Below are 16,186 nucleotides of genomic sequence, written 5' to 3' on the forward strand. Positions count from 1 at the left end.
AAACAACCCTCTTGCTGCCAAAAATGGCAGCGCTGGGAATGATCCTGCTGCCAAAAGTGGCAGCAAGAATGGTAGCAACACTGAGCTTACTGCCAAAAATGGCAGCGCCTGGAACGATCCTGCTGCCAAAAGTGGCAGCAAGAATGGCAGCAACACTGAGCTTGCTGCCAAAAATGGCAGCGCCTGGAACGATCCTGCTGCCAAAAGTGGCAGCAAGAATGGCAGCAGCTTCGACATCCCCGCTGACATCAACGAATGGGACAGTCTCACTGACCAGCGATTCGCGCTCATTACGAGCAGACGCGTGAGGCGCTTCGTGCTGTGGCGGAGCGGTTCGCCGTGTACATCTCCACGTTTTTCAAGAAAGCGGCACGCGACAAATGGAAGCAAACCGGCGACGTTGCTTCCTTTGGAGTGGAAGCAAATGGAAGCAAGACAGTGGCTGCTTCCATTTCAGGTGGAAGCAAAGTTGAGGCGAATGGAAGCAAGCCACTCTCTGCTTCCATTCCGGTTGGAAGCAGACAGGAAGCAAATGGAAGCAAAACAGTGGCTGCTTCCATTTTGAGTGGAAGCAAAATTGAGGCGAATGGAAGTAAGTACCCAGTTGCTTCCATTCTTGCTTCCGCTGTTGGCAGCAACTTCCACACCCCCGCCGACATCAATGAATGGGACCGACTCACTGCCGCGCTGTTCTATTTAAAGCAGTTCCACTGGGCGGTGCATCATCTCTTTCAGCCCACCAAAGGCGAGGACAAGGAGCAGGGCAAACGCCCCTGGTGCAAGGCCTGACGCGATCACAAGGCCGCCGATGTGACGTTCGGCGATCTGAACAAAGTGCTGGGGCTGCACACCGACAACAACCTCGGCGTCGTGCTGCACGGGCACAACATCGAGTCACCCATCAAGACCCAGCAGAACCGCTACAGCTTTGTCACCGAACGCGCACACCATCAGGACTTCGTCCATGTGCTTTTCAAGCGCCCTTCACCCACTCCGGCAACTGCCACCCCCCCCCTCTGGCGATGGGCACCTTGGGCAGGATGGGCACCTTGGGCACCTTGGGCAGGATGGGCACCTTGGGCAGGATGGGCACCTTCTCCCTAGCCCGTCAGTTCGGGACCTAATTAATTAAAATCAAAATCAAAAATCGAAAATAATAAATACGGTGGAGAGTAAAACACCTGGGGAAAAGGTGCCCAAGGTGCCCATCCTGCCCAAAACGGAGTTGCTCACCGACCGGACGAGGTTTGCGGAGATCGCCGTCTTCATCCGATCACTCCTCGGCTCCAACTTCCGCCCTCCATGGCGAGTTTTTCCACACCGTGGACTTCCCCACCATGATCCGCCGCTTCGACTTGATGCAGGCTGACATCCTTGCCGCCCTCCCCGCTGAGTTGAAATCAGCCGTCCGAACCGGTTTTCTAGATCAAACCGAAACCAAAATCTCGGACGTTTCGGACGGGTTCAAAGTACCTTACGCGTACGCGCGCGAGAAAACTAAAACGGAAAGTTTTGAAAACGAAAAACATCATGAGGCTCCGCTAGTGGACCGGTGCGGACCGGTATCCGTCCGAAACGTCCGAGCTTGTCCGAACCCGATTGAGCGGCTGATAAGCGATGCGCGTGACTTCCCCGTCATCGCCGCCGCGATCCGCGAATCCCGCTACGTCGTGCTTGATCTGGAAACCTACGGCCCGCGCAAAGGCGACGGTCTCGATCCATGGGCGGGCGACATCCGACTGCTCTCCCTCCGCGTGGACGGCCAGGAACCCTGGATCTTGGATCTGCGCGCCATCGGCTACGACCTCGGTGAGCTGAAGACGGCGCTCGAAGCGGTGGAGATCATCGCCCACAACGCCAAGTTCGATCTGCTCTGGCTTCGCGTGAAGTGCGGGCTGCGTGCCACGCGCGTGTTCTGCACCTTGGTGGCGGCTCGTTTGCTCGTCGCAGGCACCAAACCTGGCAACGACCTCGACGGCTGGCTGAGCTATTTCAGCGTGGTTTTTAAAGGCCGTCTGCGTGACACTGGCTGCCCTCGAAGTGGATTCTGCCACACTCACCTTAGCGTCAGCCACAGACGCGCCAGAGGGCTGTTTGCGGACCAATGCGGGCGGTCTCACTTACCCTCGTGCAGCATGCTCAGCGCCTCATCAATCGCCCGCTGGTTCACCGCTTGAATGTCGGCTGCCCCCAAGGAACAGGTGCCGCTCAAGGTGTGTGCCAAGCGCCGTAAGTCCCCAAAACGGCGCTGACTGCGAACTCGGGAAACTCGGGAAACTCGTGCGCGGGACGAGAAAGAAAAGCGCCGCGCGCGAACTCGGGAAACTCGTCCCACCCCCTATAGGGGGAGACGAGTTCCAGGACGAGTTCGCGCATATGAAAAAAACAAACAACGTCAGGACGAGTTCCGGGACGAGTTCGGCACATGCCACCAACGCAGCCGACATAATGCGCCATCAGCAAGAAAGGGGCCTGAGACCCAGCAGCCTGCCGCAGTGTTGAACGCGTTGACACGAACGCTGTTGTTAATCGCTCATGAGCACCCCTGCTACCACACGCTGCTACATCTCGCTGAACCGCCTCGCGCAACTCACCGGCCACAGCCGCGTGACGCTCCTACTGCGCCTCAAGGATGGCAAGCTGCAGGCCGATGCCGCTATGGACATCGGTGGCGGTAAACTGCTGCCCCTGTTCTTCGCCGATAAAGCAACCCCTTCCCTGGCTGTCGCAACCAAGGCTGCGCACCCATTGCTGTGATCCATCTTTGCGCCACAACGGCAGCACACATCGCTTCACACCATCGACAAGTCACACACACCATGCCGCCCTCGCTCAACCTCCTGGTCCAATCCCTGAAACTGCCCGCCCTCGGCAAGGCCCAGGTCCTCGCCCTCAAATCCCTGCAAGACAACTGGGAGCGGCATTCGGAACGGATGGAGCAGTTGCGACCGGAGCGTGTCCTGCTCGATCAAAAGGCCGCATACGGGGCCTTCACGGCTGATCCCTTCCCGGAGAACGAGCAACGACTGGCTGTGCTCGCTGATGAACGCCTCACCACCAAACGCTACGCGCTGCTGCGCCAAGCCCACGCGGAGGTCAGGCACCAGATCATGGGGAAAGCGACCTCGCTGCTTCGATCTCACCTTGAATCCATCCAGCATAGCTTGAGGACGGAGTTGCAGTCACGGGAGGCTGCCGCTGAAGCCGAAGGACGCAGCAAGCGCACCGACGAAGGTTGCCTCCAACTGCGTATGGCGGCTGAGGAACTGGCTCAATGGATCAAATTGTTCGATCAGGGGGGCGAAGACGGCTGGCTGGAGATGTTCTCAGATGCGCTGCAATGCCTCGGCGGCGAGGACGCCTCGGCCAAAAGAAAACACCCGTATCGAGCCCTTCCAACCTTGTTGCACAACAATGATGCACAACCATGACACTTGGGAACCTTCCGCTGCCGCCTCCGCACGTCTACACCGTCGCTTATCACGGCCGATCATCATGCCTGCGCAATAGCCTTGCTCATGAGAGTTTAGCAGGCCTCATGGCCCTCCGCAGCGGCCTGCAACCTGACGGTGAGATGAAGTAGGGAAGGGCTGGAAAATCAGAGGCAATGTCCCACCTCAAGCCAGCGCTGGGTGCCCGTTTGGTAAGCATTTACGTGCTGGTGCAAGCCGTTGGAGGGGTGAGTGTGCGCCTGCCTGCTTGAACGTGGGAAGGCTTCATGACGGCCTGGAACTCGAAAAAAGTGGAAAGCACAAATTTGCGTTCTCATGGAATTTGCGTGGTGGTGTGCCAACCCAAGGACTCGGTCGATCACGGAAAGAGATTTCCTGGAACAGGACTGCACGACCGGTCAGACAAAGGAATCAAACACGACTCAGGGACTACATGTAACGATGCTACCAACTGTGAGTTAACGTTTTTTCATTTTTTGTCACGTCCATGCATCGAGCTCGTCAGTTCACGTGGAGAGACTTCTGCTGAACCCAAGAAGGCAGGACTCGCCGTCTCAAACTCAACCCATAAAAACAATGACACTCAAAGAAACTATCCGCGGCACAATCCTGGCGACAGGCTTGTTTTCCGCCTCCTGCGCCTCAGCCGCCACCTACCAGCTCGGAAACGATTGGTTTGGGGCCACACTGCAGGGCAACACGACCCAGAGCCTCACCAACACGACTTACACGCTCAACGCGCAAGGTCGTGCCGATGGGAAGGTTTTCAAAAAAGACATCCCCTTGGCAGAGGGGCAGCTCAGCCTCCTCGTCCAGAAGACCAATGACAACTACGTCAAAGGTTTTCTCAAAGCGGGCGGCAAGACCTTGGTCTCCCTCGACCATCGCTTCCGCAACACCGTGGACTTCAGCACTCCAAAACACACCGTCGTGCAAGTCGGCGGACGTGCCGGCTTTGACTTCGGTCCCGTCTCCGTGTCCGCCTCTGGCCAAGCCACTGTGCAAGTATATGCTATCGGCTCGCTGAACTGTGCTTGGCATCCGAACCATCCGCCCGTGGTGACAGCGCGTTGCGGTCCTGCGGCGGATGTCAGTGGCCAAGGCGCCGCTCGCGCGGACCTCTGGGTCATCGGCGGAGGCATTGATGGCAGCATCAACCTCTCTGGCTACGCGATCATGGGCAACCTGACTCTGACACCGCGCACCGGCAGTGGCCGCACCCAAGCGGACGGTGTCTGGAGCGTCTCCTTTGATCGCGCCTCGACCCAGGGCTCGGTCAAGGTTTGGGCGCGGGTTCTTGGCTTCAAGAAGACGAAGACCCTCGTGGACATCAACCGCGGTGCCGAGTCGTCCCGGCTCGCGGGCGGCACCTTTCGCCTGAACTGAGTGGAGCCCTGAATACCTCCATGCTAAGATGCCCCGCGCTTTGAGAGTTCTTCTCGGGGCGCGGGGTTTGGGGTTTTTCAAAAGACTTGTCACGCGCGTTCCGCTATCTCGTCTCAAGCACCATGGACCCTTCCCACTTCAGTTCACCTCATCACTCCGCATCTCCATGATTGACCATCCAGAACTTGTCGCTGTCTATGAGCAAAACCGTAGTTTGTTCGTGAATTTTGCCTCCTCCACCTTAGGTAGAGCAACTGATGCTGAAGACATTGTCCAACAAGCATATGTGGCAGTCGCACGCCGCATGGGGGCCATTGAAGACGTGAGACGCTACTTCTACACGGCGATCAGGAACAAGTGCCTGGATGCTCTGAGGCGGCAAAAGAAGATTCGCCAAGTCTCCCTCGCAGACTTGGACGAAACGAGTTCGCCCGACCAATCACTCAAAGCTCCAACGCAACTCACCACGGACATCACCCCTGTCGAAATCGCTAACCGGGGAGATCATCAGAACATTGTCAGGAGAGCCATCCAGCAGTTGGAAGCCAAACCTCGAAATGTTGTCGAGCTGGCTTATTTCCAAGATCTCCCTCACAGTGAGATCGCGAAGATTATCGGCATCTCCGAAGGCAACAGCCGAAAGATTCTCTCCCGTGCACTCCAAGAACTCAGAGTGCACCTTGCCCCTTTTATTAAAGCCTAACGAATCAACGATCCATGTCATCCCAATCTCCATCCCCATCCCAACTCCTGTTCGCCGCTGTGCAGATCGAAAGCGGCCTTTGTCCTGACGCCGAACTGCGTGAGGCCCACGCCTTTGGCGATCTTCCCCAAGCTTTAAGCGAAACGATCGAGGCTCATCTCGCCACCTGCGCTGAGTGCCGCGAGATTGTCACCGAGCTTCGTCAAGCCATCGGTGGCCGGCCGCAGTTCACCGTCATCCGTGGCGGTGGCCCGGCATCCATCGCTTCACCACTCGGTGAGCGCATCGCCTTCATTAGGCTGCGACAAGCCGCCCATGCTGGCCCCAATGTGGACGAACCCGAGATCGATAAGTTCACCTATGCTTTGCCATCAGGCGGCGAGCTGGCCGTGGCACTGATGAAGAACGAGCGCGGAATCCAGGTGGAAATCTCCACCCCGTGCATGGACCTGCAGGGCAGGTCCATTGCCATCAGGCCCGCGCAGCAGGAGCCCACCATCACCTTGCGTCGGCTTAATGACAGCCTCCTCTCGGGCTCCACCGTGATCCCGCCTGACCTCGAACTCGGCAACCATATCGCCTTCGAGTTGATTTGAGCCGTGGCAGCGTCAGCTCCTCCCATCATGTCACTCGCGTCGCTCCTGCCGATCATGCGCCGACTACACGGTGTGATGACCTGGCATGCCCAGGTGCATATGAGGCTGTGGCGGAACTTGATGGGGTGCGAGTCCGATCAACTCCCCCTGCTAGAGCAGATGTTGGCTCTTATCGACGCACAATTGGCCGACAACCCAAACTCCGTGCTCCGGCGCATGCTCCAGCAAGAGCGCGCCTGGATACGCGCCTGGCTCCCCAGTGCTGAATCGTTAGCCGATGAATACCATGGACTCCGCCTCGGTGAGACTGACTGCCAACGTGTGCCTTTCGCCACCGATGCCGGGGAGGTGTGGTGGCTCCATTTAACCGCCACCAAGCACCCGGTGAATGAGCCAAACATCTGGCCCCATCCCGAGCAAGCGATGCTGGCGGGTGGAGAGGATATGCCGTTCTATAACGAAGACTTCACGGCGGCTCTTCAGCATGCATGGTCCGCGGTCTTTAGCAGCAGTGGGCGCAGCGTCTTTTGGCGCATCGAAACGCACGATGCCCAGCCATGCACGACGCCGATCACCGGCCCATCGGCTGGCGGGGCGACCGCGCTTGGACTGGCAGCGCTGTTGAAGTGTGAGCCTTTACCGCAACCTGCGATGGTTGTGCTAGGCACGGTACTTGCCGATAGCGCGCTCGGTCCAGTCGGAGCGTTGAGGGAGAAGACGATAGGCGTTTATGCCAATCTGCACTTGCCCATGGCATCGGTAGTGGTGGTCACCGACTCCGCTAGGGACTTGCTGCAAACGTTGGCATGCGAGATCTGCGTGGATAGTGCACGTGTGCAGCAAGTGACCAGCTTGCCGCAATTGCTGGAGTTGCAGCCTTGGCATCAAGCCGCGACACAACGCCTTCAACAGGCATGGTGCCAACAACCCCTGCCCTCCGTAGTCTCATCCCCGCGGTTCGTGCCATTAATGTTGGCGGAGCATGACGCCCAGGGCCGACCCAAGCAGGATGGCGAGTGGGACATGATGCCCCGCGAAGAGGCCGAGACTCGCGAGCAAGAGGTTGGCAATGCCTTCGTCGCATCCGTCTTCTGGGAAGACGTGACCGAGCAGCCGCAAACCCGTACGGTGATCGTGGGACCACCTGGCTCAGGAAAAACCTTTGCCACCAAGGCCACCATCCAACAGCTCGCCGCCGCGCCCGCATCAAGCCTACGGCCCCTGTGGATCGCAGCCAAGGACTTGCCGTCACATGCAACCAACGCCGATGAAGCCATGTGTCGATTGTGGGGACGCTCGTGGCTAGCGGGGCAGTTGCCCAAGGCCTTCACTCAAACCTCCAGCGGCCTCTTCGTCTGGCCACCCCGCCCCAACTATGTCGTGATCGACGGCGTGGACGAAGTGCTCTCCGACTTGGAGGAGATCGAGAAGTGGCTGGGCACGCTCCAAGACAGCCTCGGCGATGCCACGTTGATTGTCACCTGCCGCACGCTGGACTGGGAACGAGGGGGCGCGAGTCGCAGCCTCGGCGCGCGCGGCGCAGACTGGCGCGTCATGGCCATTCAAGCGTTGCCATTGGCAGCACAGAAACGTTTCCTGGCCGCGCAGATCCCCGACAACCCAGACCGATTGGAACACCTCTGCGCCACGCTGGCGAGCAACGCCATGCTCCAGCGCTTGGGGCAAACGGCGGCACCCTTGGTGATGCTTTGCCGATTGAGCCAAGACGAGGCCTTGCCAAGCTTGCGAGGTTCCAACGACGTTCATGATCGCATTGTGCGGCTGATGCTTGAGGGGCGGTGGAGACATCAATCGCCAGTGTGGCCTGGGGAGTCTGTGGATGTGCTGCTGGCCATCATTGCTCACGTTTCCCTCCGGCTACTGGTGGACAATGAAGGCGCGTTAAACGTTTTCGATGGCGATGCATGGTCGCGGGCGTTGCAGGATCACACGCTAGACTTCGCTCCCAAGCTTTTGGAGAAGTTGATCCAAGCAGGCTTGGTCATTCGATCTGGCAGGCACAGGGGGAGGGATTTCTTTGCCTTCGTGCATCGCTCCTTCGCCGAGTATCTGGCGGCCAAGGGTCTGAATCAGAACGCCCTCGCGGTGGCGCAGTTGGCATCAGCTGGCACTGTCGCTTCGGCGCGAGGAACGGTGTCTGTGTTTTGGTATCAGACGCACTGGGTGCCTGTGATCGAAAACTTGTTCCTGATGATGCAGAGCCGATGCCGTCAAGACTTGCTGAGCAGGGTGGAAACTATGGAGGACGACTTGTTCCTGCACCGGCTGTGGTGGCTGCTACGTCTGCACGCGCTGAATGTGGATGATGGCAAGCTAACCAAGGCTGCTGAGCGCACCTGCGTAGAATGGATTCAACTGGTCCACTCCGTGACCCAGGAGCCATGGAAGCGGCAGATCATCTTTGAATGCCTGCCCACCCCTTACTCGCAGGGAGCGGTGGGCGAAGAACTCGTGGCGCTCATCGAGCAACAACGCTGGAGCCCATCGACTAAGATCCAACTGTTGGCCCGGCTGCACTGTTCCGCCTCCGAGGCGTTGCTTCTCAAGCTCGCCTTTCACGCCAACCACGACCCACAGCGCAGCGCGGCCCTGGCCCATTTGGGGCGGATGGCCAACACCATGCCGCCAGAGATCGATGCATTGCTGTCGCCCACCACGCGGCCAGAGATACTGGTGGGCGCAATCTCCTTCGCCGCGCGCCTGGGGTCGGCCACGTGCAATCAACGTCTTCGCCAGTTGGCATGGACGATCCCTAGCACTTCCTATGCACAGGTTGCGGCGCGCGCTCTGCGACAATGTCTTTCAATCGCGGACTTGAAGCCTGTCCAGGACGAGATCCACGCTGCATTGCGCTCCGACGACAGATCCAGAATGGAGCGTGCGCTCATGCTGACGCAGGCGATGGGCTTGCGATCCATGCGCCTAATGGTCGAAGATTTCACGAAACAACTATGGGAACATGCGGACGTGAATTGTCCACCATGGGCGCTTCTGCTCGTTGCCCTCAGCACCCTGCAAAAACTGAACTATGCGGGTCAAAGCAACACATCCATCGAAGCGATGCTCACAACGATCCGGGGCTGTGCTTTGGCATTGCCATCAAAGACGTTAAGCTTGGAAGATCAGCAGCAAGCTTTCGAGGTCCATAAGCTGTGCATCGCATTGAGCGAACGTATATCAGAACCACCGGTCGCCGCACCAAACCCCTCGCAATGCACGTTCGATGGGTACTACCCCGACTGTTTGCCTGATGCGCAGCCCATCATTCGCGTAGGATTGCCAGAGGACGACCCCAAGGCAGTCAACCGAGCAGTGCAGTCAAGAGCCCTGCTCTATGAAGCCGCATGGCTACAGCTGATCAACGCGGCCTATCCCCGTGATGCGAACAAGATTCTCGACCTGCTGGATCAATGGATGCACGGCAATGAGGAACGACGGCGCGAGCGAACCCCTCATCTGAACCCGATGGATCTGCGCACACTCATCCGAAAGATTGACCACTTCTTGCTCCAAGACCCCGCCTTTCACAAAGAGCGCGGACGATTCCGCCTACAGCTCCTCGCCTTTTTGAAAACCAGTCATCCCCTCCATGAGAAGCAAGTGGCACTTCAATCCCTCTTGCGGCTTGGCACATTTTCCCAACAGCCCACCCCTGAACCCACGCAAGCAGAAAACACACTATGAACTTCACCGAAACTTACCGTCAGCGTCTTTGGCAGCTTGGCAACGAATGGAACCAAGCCCCTCTGCCTTGCCAGCCTGACTTGGACACTCTGCTGGAACTCGTTCTCGCAGACCAACGCCAGCCCGAGGTCAATCGGCGTGGACTCGTATCCACCTACAAACGCCAGCTCGCGCTCGGGCGCGCCAATGTTGGACTCTATGAGTTGCTCGGTCGCATCTATGAGCCGGCGTTCGGTAGTGATATCGAGGTGTCAGGCGGTAGTTTGCGGCTGGCGCGTTCAGATCGTTTTGCTGCATGCCATGTGGAGCTACCCGCAGGAATGAACTTCGTGCTCAGCGGTGTGCTTGGCGCGCCTGGGCCACGCAGCCCCGTGGAAGCGGTCAATCTCATCGAGCATCGCCGTGTGTACGACATTCAGGGGCCGTTCGTGCCCAAGAAGGTCACCGAGTTCTATGGAAGCATTCGCGGTGGCGAGGTCTTTGCCATGAAGTCCGTGGGCTTGGTCGATGGACATTTGGAACTCGATCTAGCGACCGCCAACTACGGGCAGGTGGTGGACACCTGCGACTGTCTCACCACCGAGGCTTACATCCTCGCCTCGCTCATGAGTGAGGAGGAACTGCGGAATTGTGAAGTCGCCGAGGCTTTGGATTGCCTGCCGTGGCGGCGCGATCTGCATGAGCGAGAGGGCGGGTTGGCGAATGCGCTGCTACGTCCCCGCAGTCGCGCTGCAGGCCTCGGCATGGCGTGCTTGACCGTGTTCGATGTGCAGGAGTCTCCTCCGCAAGTGCGCGCGATCTGGGTCAAACGCGGCAGCAATGTCGCCGTGCTCACTGATATCTATCACGTTGTGCCCGCTGGCATGGTGGCATGTCTGGAGCCAGGGCACTTGGATGCCGACGATCTCCTAATGATCGTGCACAAGGAGTACCTCGAAGAACTCTTCAATGACCAGGAAGCCGAGGAACAACGCACCCGCGCAGCCATCAAGCACCACGTGGAGGCTGGCATTGCCAAGAAGCTCTACATCGCCGACGAAGGCCGCAAGCAAGTGACCATCGCGCAAACAGGCCTCGCCATCGACTTGACCAACCTCCGCCCAGAGATTTGCGTCATCAATGAGGTGCGCAATCCACTGGTGACTGATGAGCTACGCGCGCGAATGGAAGCTAACTGGGAAAACCTTATGATTGAGCACGGCGATGAGCGCCCTGACACCAGCTTTGGCGCGGCCGCCAGCGAAGGTCAACTTATCAGGCGCAGCTTTGAACCCAAGGACTGGGTGCAAACAGGAGCCGTCGCTTGGTTGCGCGGAATGGAGTGGCTGCAACGGATGCACTTCGATCAAGAGCAACTATGAGCGGTCGCATACTTTTTACCGACAACGAAGGCTGCCTCACCCCGGGCAAAGGGCTGTCCTATGACTTGGAGGCTTTGATATTGTTGCGGGAACGAATGGTCATAGACCCCGGCTTTCGACTGGTGCTCTGCACAGGTCGCTCCATGCCCTACTGTGAAGCTCTGCTGCAAGCAGTGGGGCTGGAGAGCGCCTCATGGCCGATGATCTGTGAAGGCGGCCCCGTGCTTTATCACCCGGCGGAGGATCGCGTCGAGTTGCTATGCGAGCCTCCGCCCATGACTGAGATCCTGGCCCGCATGCCTCGCCATCTTTGCTACCCCGAACTTGGGAAGCTAGCATGCCTGTCGGTCTATCCCGTCACAGGGAAACTCACGGTGTCCGAGCTGGGAGAGATTGCGCGTGAAATCTGCGATTCCTTGTGTGCCGAGGTACAAATCACCTTGTCTGCCGCCGCTGTGGATATAACTCCCAAAAGCATCGACAAGGGGAGTGCGATCGCCGCAGTTTCGGATCGTATGGGATGGGATTTGACCAAAGCAGGAGGCTTTGGTGACGCGGGAAACGACCTTCCCATGCTACGGCGCGTGGGCGTGCCGATGTGTCCCGCCAACGCATCTTCAGCTGTCAAAGCAGTGTGCCAATTCACCGCTGCTCGCTCATCCACACATGGATTGCTAGAAGCGATGGATTTCTTGTCACGAAACTGAGTGACGCACGTCGGTGAGGGAGAACCCAACTCTCCCCCATCATGAAACCTTGTCACATCAATCGCACCATCTTCGTCGTAATCCTCATCGCGGGCACCCTTGGTGTTTGCCTGTGGACAAATTCCACCACTTCGCAGCGGAAACCTACGCCGCCCTTGTCGCCCCCAGCACGACAAGTTCCCACACCAATCATCTCCGCCCCAGCGACCGCGACCACGGAGGGTTACCGGTGGCATGTCGGCCAGGAGACCGACTACGATCTCACAGCGCGAATGATTTTGGGGGCATGGAAGGATGAGCCTGCGCGCGGGCTGATGATCAAAGGAGTGTATCACCTGCGAGTCTTGGACGTGCTCCCTGATGAGGTGCTCCTGGGATGTGTCGTGTCGAGTGCATCAGTGCTCGTCGATGGGAGGCCGCAGCGTTTGTTGGCGGATATGTTTAACCGCAGCCCCGCCCTCGTCTCCATGTCTCCACAGGGGAAGGTAAAGAGAATTGGTTTTGCACCTGAGGTGGCCGATCAAGATCGGCGGTGGCTGCGCATCGCCTACGCCTGGGAGATGGTATTGCACCCGGCAATCGCATACGAAGAGCAAGAGCTAAACCCTGACTCAGAGCGCACCTACATCAGTGCCTATTATCGACCAAGCGCCACATCCATCACCAAGGCCAGACGTTTGCTCGATACCCCCGCCAACGTTGGTGCGAAAGTACTCACGTCGCTTTTCACCGCCCAACTCGCGACGGAGGGTTGGGTGCAGAGCTTAGTCGGTGAAGAGGTGCTTTCTCAACCATTCGACAGTGGCAACGTGGCATCCTTTGTTTCGGCAAGGCTGGTATGCTTGCGCAATACGCACTCAGCAACGCCGTCATCGCGGTTCACTTCGTTTGCTATGCGCACTGACGCCTTACACCAAAGCTATCCAACGCAAGCCAACGCCCAAAGTCACTCCTACATCGAAGCCGCGAGTTTAGATCGTGAGCGCGCACGCTACGTAGCGCTGCCACTGACCACACTTCTTAGCAATCTCCGTGCGGCGATCCAAAGCGGATCGATGGCCAGCAGAGCGAGCGCAGCTCAGGAGTTGGCGAGCTGGATTCGCGTACATGGCACTAAAGGGGCGTCGGATGTGATGAATGCAGTGGTGGCGACCTCCGACACGGATGAGTCGGGGCTGCTGATCCGCGCCCTAGGCTCCGCCAATGCCACTACTCAACTGACTCGATTGCTGACAATGCGGGGAACAATCTCAGACGATGTTTTGTCACAAGTGATGGTCGAATCTGGCAGTACACGGGAACCTTCGCCAGACATGGTTAAGGCGCTTTGGCAACTAGCCAGTCAGCCCGACAAATCTCGCCCCGATGACTATGTGATCAATGACACTGCCCTTCTGAATTTGGGCAGGCTCTCTGAATTCGATGCATCATTACAAGCCCAACTCACATCGCGATTAGAAGCGTGGCTCAGTGGAGGTTCGAGTGAACAAGAGCTCGCCTTGCGTGTCTTGGCAAACGCTCGTGCGTCCACCGCTACCATTCGAGCCGCTGCTGTGGAACTAGCCGGACAGAAAAGCACTGACACAAATGTCCGAAATGCAGCGCTCGACTATCTGGCTACCCTTACAGGGTCGTTGGTAGCGGGTGAGCAAGATGTTATCTTGGCTGGTTTGTTACCCGACCAGCCGAAGAATCACCAAATTGCCGCAATGGATGCCATCGCCTCACGTGACGAACTTATACCCTTGGCCCAGGCTTCACTACTCAACCTTTCGCAATCGACCAGCGACTCAGATATTCAATCCAAAGCTGCCGGTCTTCTGAAGAAATGAGACAACTGGAACTGTAAAGGCAACCATCTGAGAGATGATCGGCCTTGATGAGCGCTGGGTGAGTCGCGTTTGCACAGGGAAGTGGCTTCTTTGATTCAAAGCACAAATCATCCTGGTGAAGGATGAAACCTGATGCGGCGCAGCAGCGCGGGGTCGTAGTTTTCAAACAGGTTGGTGGTTACGATTACCACGCCGTCGAAGCGGTCGAGTTCCTGCATCAGGCAGTTGCGGTTCTGGTTGATGCTGGTGGAACAGGATTCACCGGTTGATACGCGTTTGGAAAGAAGGCTGTCAGCTTCATCGAAGAACAGCACAGCGTCGTGATCACGGGCGGCGGCAAAGGCGGCTTTGATGTGCTTGGCGGTGTCGCCAAGGTATTTTGATATGACCGCGCTGTAATCCACTTGGTAGAGCGGCTTGCTGAGGCGCAGCGCTATGCCAAGGGCAGCACGCGTCTTGCCGGTGCCGGGCGGGCCGTAGAAGTTGAGGATGCAGCGGCCCTGCTGCGACTGGATGCTGCTCAAGTTCCAGATGCGGTCCAGGTCAGCGCGGATCTCCAGTGCTCGCAGGCCAGCGTGGATGTCCGTCTTCACCTCAGGATGCAGGATCATCTTGTCGAGGTCGTGGCGGGGCTCCGGCTGCACGAGTGACCCCCACATCAGGGAGCGGTTCCTCTTCATCACGTCTTCGGCGGCGCGGGTTGCGATGATCGTCAGCAGTGGCGGCATCGGGTGGCAGTTCGATTTCAGGGTCGGTTCGTGTGGGCATGGTGGTGGAGTGTTTGGGTTCAAGCATCAAGCTCCGCAGATTGCGTAGTTACAGTGCTGGAAAAAGCCGCCTCAAGGCGCGTGGTGTCGCTGCCCTGCACGATCTGGCGTGCATAGGCGGGGATGCGTCGGCGCAGGATGATCATCTGCCGTTCACTCAGGCCACCGCGTCGCTGATACTGGCGGGCGAAGCTGGTGAGGATTTCTGCATCAGGTCCGGTGAATCCAATGCCGTTGCGCTCGATGGTGGCCTCGCGGCACTGCTCGTCGGCGGTCTGGTTCTGGTAAATGCGTATCAGCGCGCGCAATGCCCAGCGGTCGTTGCTGGCAAGGCGATGGCGCAGTTGTTCGATCATGTCTTTCATGCTCATGGGTAGGAGGGTTCAGGTTCATTGCCCTTGCGGGCCGTCTCCTTGCCTCGTCACCGTGGTCGCGTGTGTCGCACCGTTTTGATCGCCATATTGGCGCTGGAACACCGCCATGAACCCTTGCTGCTTGAGGTTGTGGTCCCACTGATTGGCGAAGTCACGCAGATCATTCATGGCCTGCGAGTGCTTCACTTTGATCAAGCCTTCGCTGTTCACCTCCGCCACCACTTGGTAGGCTCCGAGATAACTGTTCTCGAACGTGAGCGGTGTCCATGTCGTGCCCTCTGCCGCAGGCACTACGAGGAACGTGATCTCGGGGTCGCGCATGGCATCGCCGTTCTGTTCGGCGTAGTGAGCCACACTCACTTCATACGCGTCGTTGGGATACGGGCCGCCGATCACCTCGATCACAAGCCGCATGAACGGCGGACTCTCAAGACGGAGGTAGCTGGTTCTCACGGCTTCAAAGCCACTGTGTTGATCAATCATTTGTTGGACGTGTTTCATGAGGGTTGGTGGTCGAGATAAGATTCGAGGTCGGCGAGGGCGGCTCGCACGCAACCGCCGCTGCCCACGGCGATCTGTGTGGCGGTGACGGATGGCACTGCCCAATGAGAGCTCAGGAACGCCGCCAGTTCCTCCGTGGTGGGCGGAAGCAGCTTGATGGCTTGGAACCGTGTCTGGAACCGCTCCGTCAGCAGATCGAGCTGCAGGTTGCTCGTGCCAAGGAAAGCCCGGCCCGGTGGCAATCGGTCGAGGTAGGTGAGCAGGAGGTCCTGCGCTTCACGTGAGCAGCGATCGAGTTCATTGACGATCTTGACCGACCATGAACTGAACAGACTGCCATAGGCAAGCTGCCGCATCCACTCGCGCACGAGGTCCACCGTGACCTCGCGCCCGTTGTAGTCCTCAATGGAGAGCGGCGTGCCGGCCAGTTGAAGCGCCACCAACTCGACGACGCTGGTCTTGCCCACGCCCGGCGGACCATAGAGCAGGAGCTTCATGGTGGCAGATGGATCACGAGAGAGGCGCTTCGCCTTGGTCGCCTGCGCCATCGCCACACGTTTGGCTTGGCCGATCAAGTCCTCCGCTGTGCGCGGTCGCCAGTTCATCGGCGAGGACGGAGCTTGTTTGAGAACACGTTCACGCGGCTTGGATGCCATGATGGACCTCCTTTCCATGAGTCGTGGAGAGCGTCGTAATCGCGGAGGCCACCGACCTTGCGCCCTTCTTGTATAGGGTAACGGCGAGCAACTGCCCGTCGATCCACACGGCCCAATACCGCGTGCCATACTTGGTGATGGTGAGT

The 16,186-nt window shown here is 58.4% G+C and carries 15 protein-coding genes and 1 pseudogene; 12 read left to right on the forward strand and 4 right to left on the reverse strand.

Annotated elements, in window-relative coordinates:
- The 12 genes and pseudogenes from AC6FTP_RS20465 to AC6FTP_RS20520 form a co-directional block, all read left to right on the forward strand.
- Positions 1–308 (forward strand): annotated as a pseudogene (locus tag AC6FTP_RS20465) (hypothetical protein); the annotation flags it as partial.
- Between the two features lie 31 nt (positions 309–339).
- The gene (locus AC6FTP_RS20470; RefSeq protein WP_497208764.1) at positions 340–789 is read left to right on the forward strand and encodes a hypothetical protein; all 450 of its coding nucleotides are present in this window, start codon (positions 340–342) and stop codon (positions 787–789) included.
- A gap of 548 nt (positions 790–1,337) precedes the next feature.
- Entirely contained in the window at positions 1,338–2,177 is an 840-nt protein-coding gene (locus AC6FTP_RS20475; protein ID WP_497208765.1) for a 3'-5' exonuclease family protein, read from the forward strand.
- Positions 2,178–2,535: 358 nt separating this feature from the next.
- On the forward strand, positions 2,536–2,757 hold the full coding sequence (locus tag AC6FTP_RS20480) for a hypothetical protein (RefSeq protein ID WP_497208766.1): 222 nt from the start codon (positions 2,536–2,538) through the stop codon (positions 2,755–2,757).
- A 62-nt stretch (positions 2,758–2,819) separates the two neighbouring features.
- A complete protein-coding gene (locus AC6FTP_RS20485) occupies positions 2,820–3,431 on the forward strand; it encodes a hypothetical protein (RefSeq protein ID WP_497208767.1) in 612 nt (203 codons plus the stop codon).
- 597 nt (positions 3,432–4,028) lie between these two features.
- Positions 4,029–4,838: a hypothetical protein gene (locus AC6FTP_RS20490; protein ID WP_497208768.1), complete on the forward strand. Its 810-nt coding sequence runs from the start codon at positions 4,029–4,031 to the stop codon at positions 4,836–4,838.
- Positions 4,839–5,004: 166 nt separating this feature from the next.
- Positions 5,005–5,541: an RNA polymerase sigma factor gene (locus AC6FTP_RS20495; RefSeq protein WP_497208769.1), complete on the forward strand. Its 537-nt coding sequence runs from the start codon at positions 5,005–5,007 to the stop codon at positions 5,539–5,541.
- Positions 5,542–5,555: 14 nt separating this feature from the next.
- Positions 5,556–6,137 carry a hypothetical protein gene (locus tag AC6FTP_RS20500; protein WP_497208770.1) on the forward strand — a complete coding sequence of 194 codons (582 nt, stop codon included), beginning with the start codon at positions 5,556–5,558 and terminating at the stop codon, positions 6,135–6,137.
- 27 nt (positions 6,138–6,164) lie between these two features.
- On the forward strand, positions 6,165–9,842 hold the full coding sequence (locus AC6FTP_RS20505) for an NACHT domain-containing protein (RefSeq protein WP_497208771.1): 3,678 nt from the start codon (positions 6,165–6,167) through the stop codon (positions 9,840–9,842).
- The gene (locus AC6FTP_RS20510) at positions 9,839–11,203 is read left to right on the forward strand and encodes a hypothetical protein (RefSeq protein WP_497208772.1); all 1,365 of its coding nucleotides are present in this window, start codon (positions 9,839–9,841) and stop codon (positions 11,201–11,203) included. Before AC6FTP_RS20505 ends, AC6FTP_RS20510 begins: the two co-directional genes overlap by 4 nt.
- The gene (locus AC6FTP_RS20515) at positions 11,200–11,910 is read left to right on the forward strand and encodes an HAD family hydrolase (RefSeq protein ID WP_497208773.1); all 711 of its coding nucleotides are present in this window, start codon (positions 11,200–11,202) and stop codon (positions 11,908–11,910) included. The genes AC6FTP_RS20510 and AC6FTP_RS20515 overlap by 4 nt, the downstream gene beginning before the upstream one ends.
- 41 nt (positions 11,911–11,951) lie before the next feature.
- Positions 11,952–13,742 (forward strand): hypothetical protein, encoded by a 1,791-nt coding sequence (locus tag AC6FTP_RS20520; protein ID WP_497208774.1) that lies wholly within the window; start codon positions 11,952–11,954, stop codon positions 13,740–13,742.
- Between the two features lie 107 nt (positions 13,743–13,849).
- On the opposite strand, the gene AC6FTP_RS20525 is transcribed toward AC6FTP_RS20520, so the two are convergent.
- Genes AC6FTP_RS20525 through AC6FTP_RS20540 form a run of 4 tightly spaced genes read right to left on the reverse strand, consistent with a single transcriptional unit; the run spans position 13,850 to position 15,989 of the window.
- Positions 13,850–14,470, reverse strand: coding sequence for an ATP-binding protein (locus AC6FTP_RS20525; RefSeq protein WP_497208775.1), 621 nt, complete (start codon positions 14,468–14,470; stop codon positions 13,850–13,852).
- A gap of 59 nt (positions 14,471–14,529) precedes the next feature.
- Complete coding sequence (locus tag AC6FTP_RS20530) at positions 14,530–14,880, reverse strand: hypothetical protein (protein WP_497208776.1); 351 nt, start codon at positions 14,878–14,880, stop codon at positions 14,530–14,532.
- 18 nt (positions 14,881–14,898) lie between these two features.
- Positions 14,899–15,384 carry a DUF6908 domain-containing protein gene (locus AC6FTP_RS20535; protein WP_497208777.1) on the reverse strand — a complete coding sequence of 162 codons (486 nt, stop codon included), beginning with the start codon at positions 15,382–15,384 and terminating at the stop codon, positions 14,899–14,901.
- On the reverse strand, positions 15,381–15,989 hold the full coding sequence (locus tag AC6FTP_RS20540; RefSeq protein ID WP_497208778.1) for an AAA family ATPase: 609 nt from the start codon (positions 15,987–15,989) through the stop codon (positions 15,381–15,383). The genes AC6FTP_RS20535 and AC6FTP_RS20540 overlap by 4 nt, the downstream gene beginning before the upstream one ends.
- Positions 15,990–16,186 lie beyond the last annotated feature (197 nt).

It is taken from the genome of Prosthecobacter sp., from assembly GCF_044378005.1.
GTDB lineage: Bacteria > Verrucomicrobiota > Verrucomicrobiia > Verrucomicrobiales > Verrucomicrobiaceae > Prosthecobacter.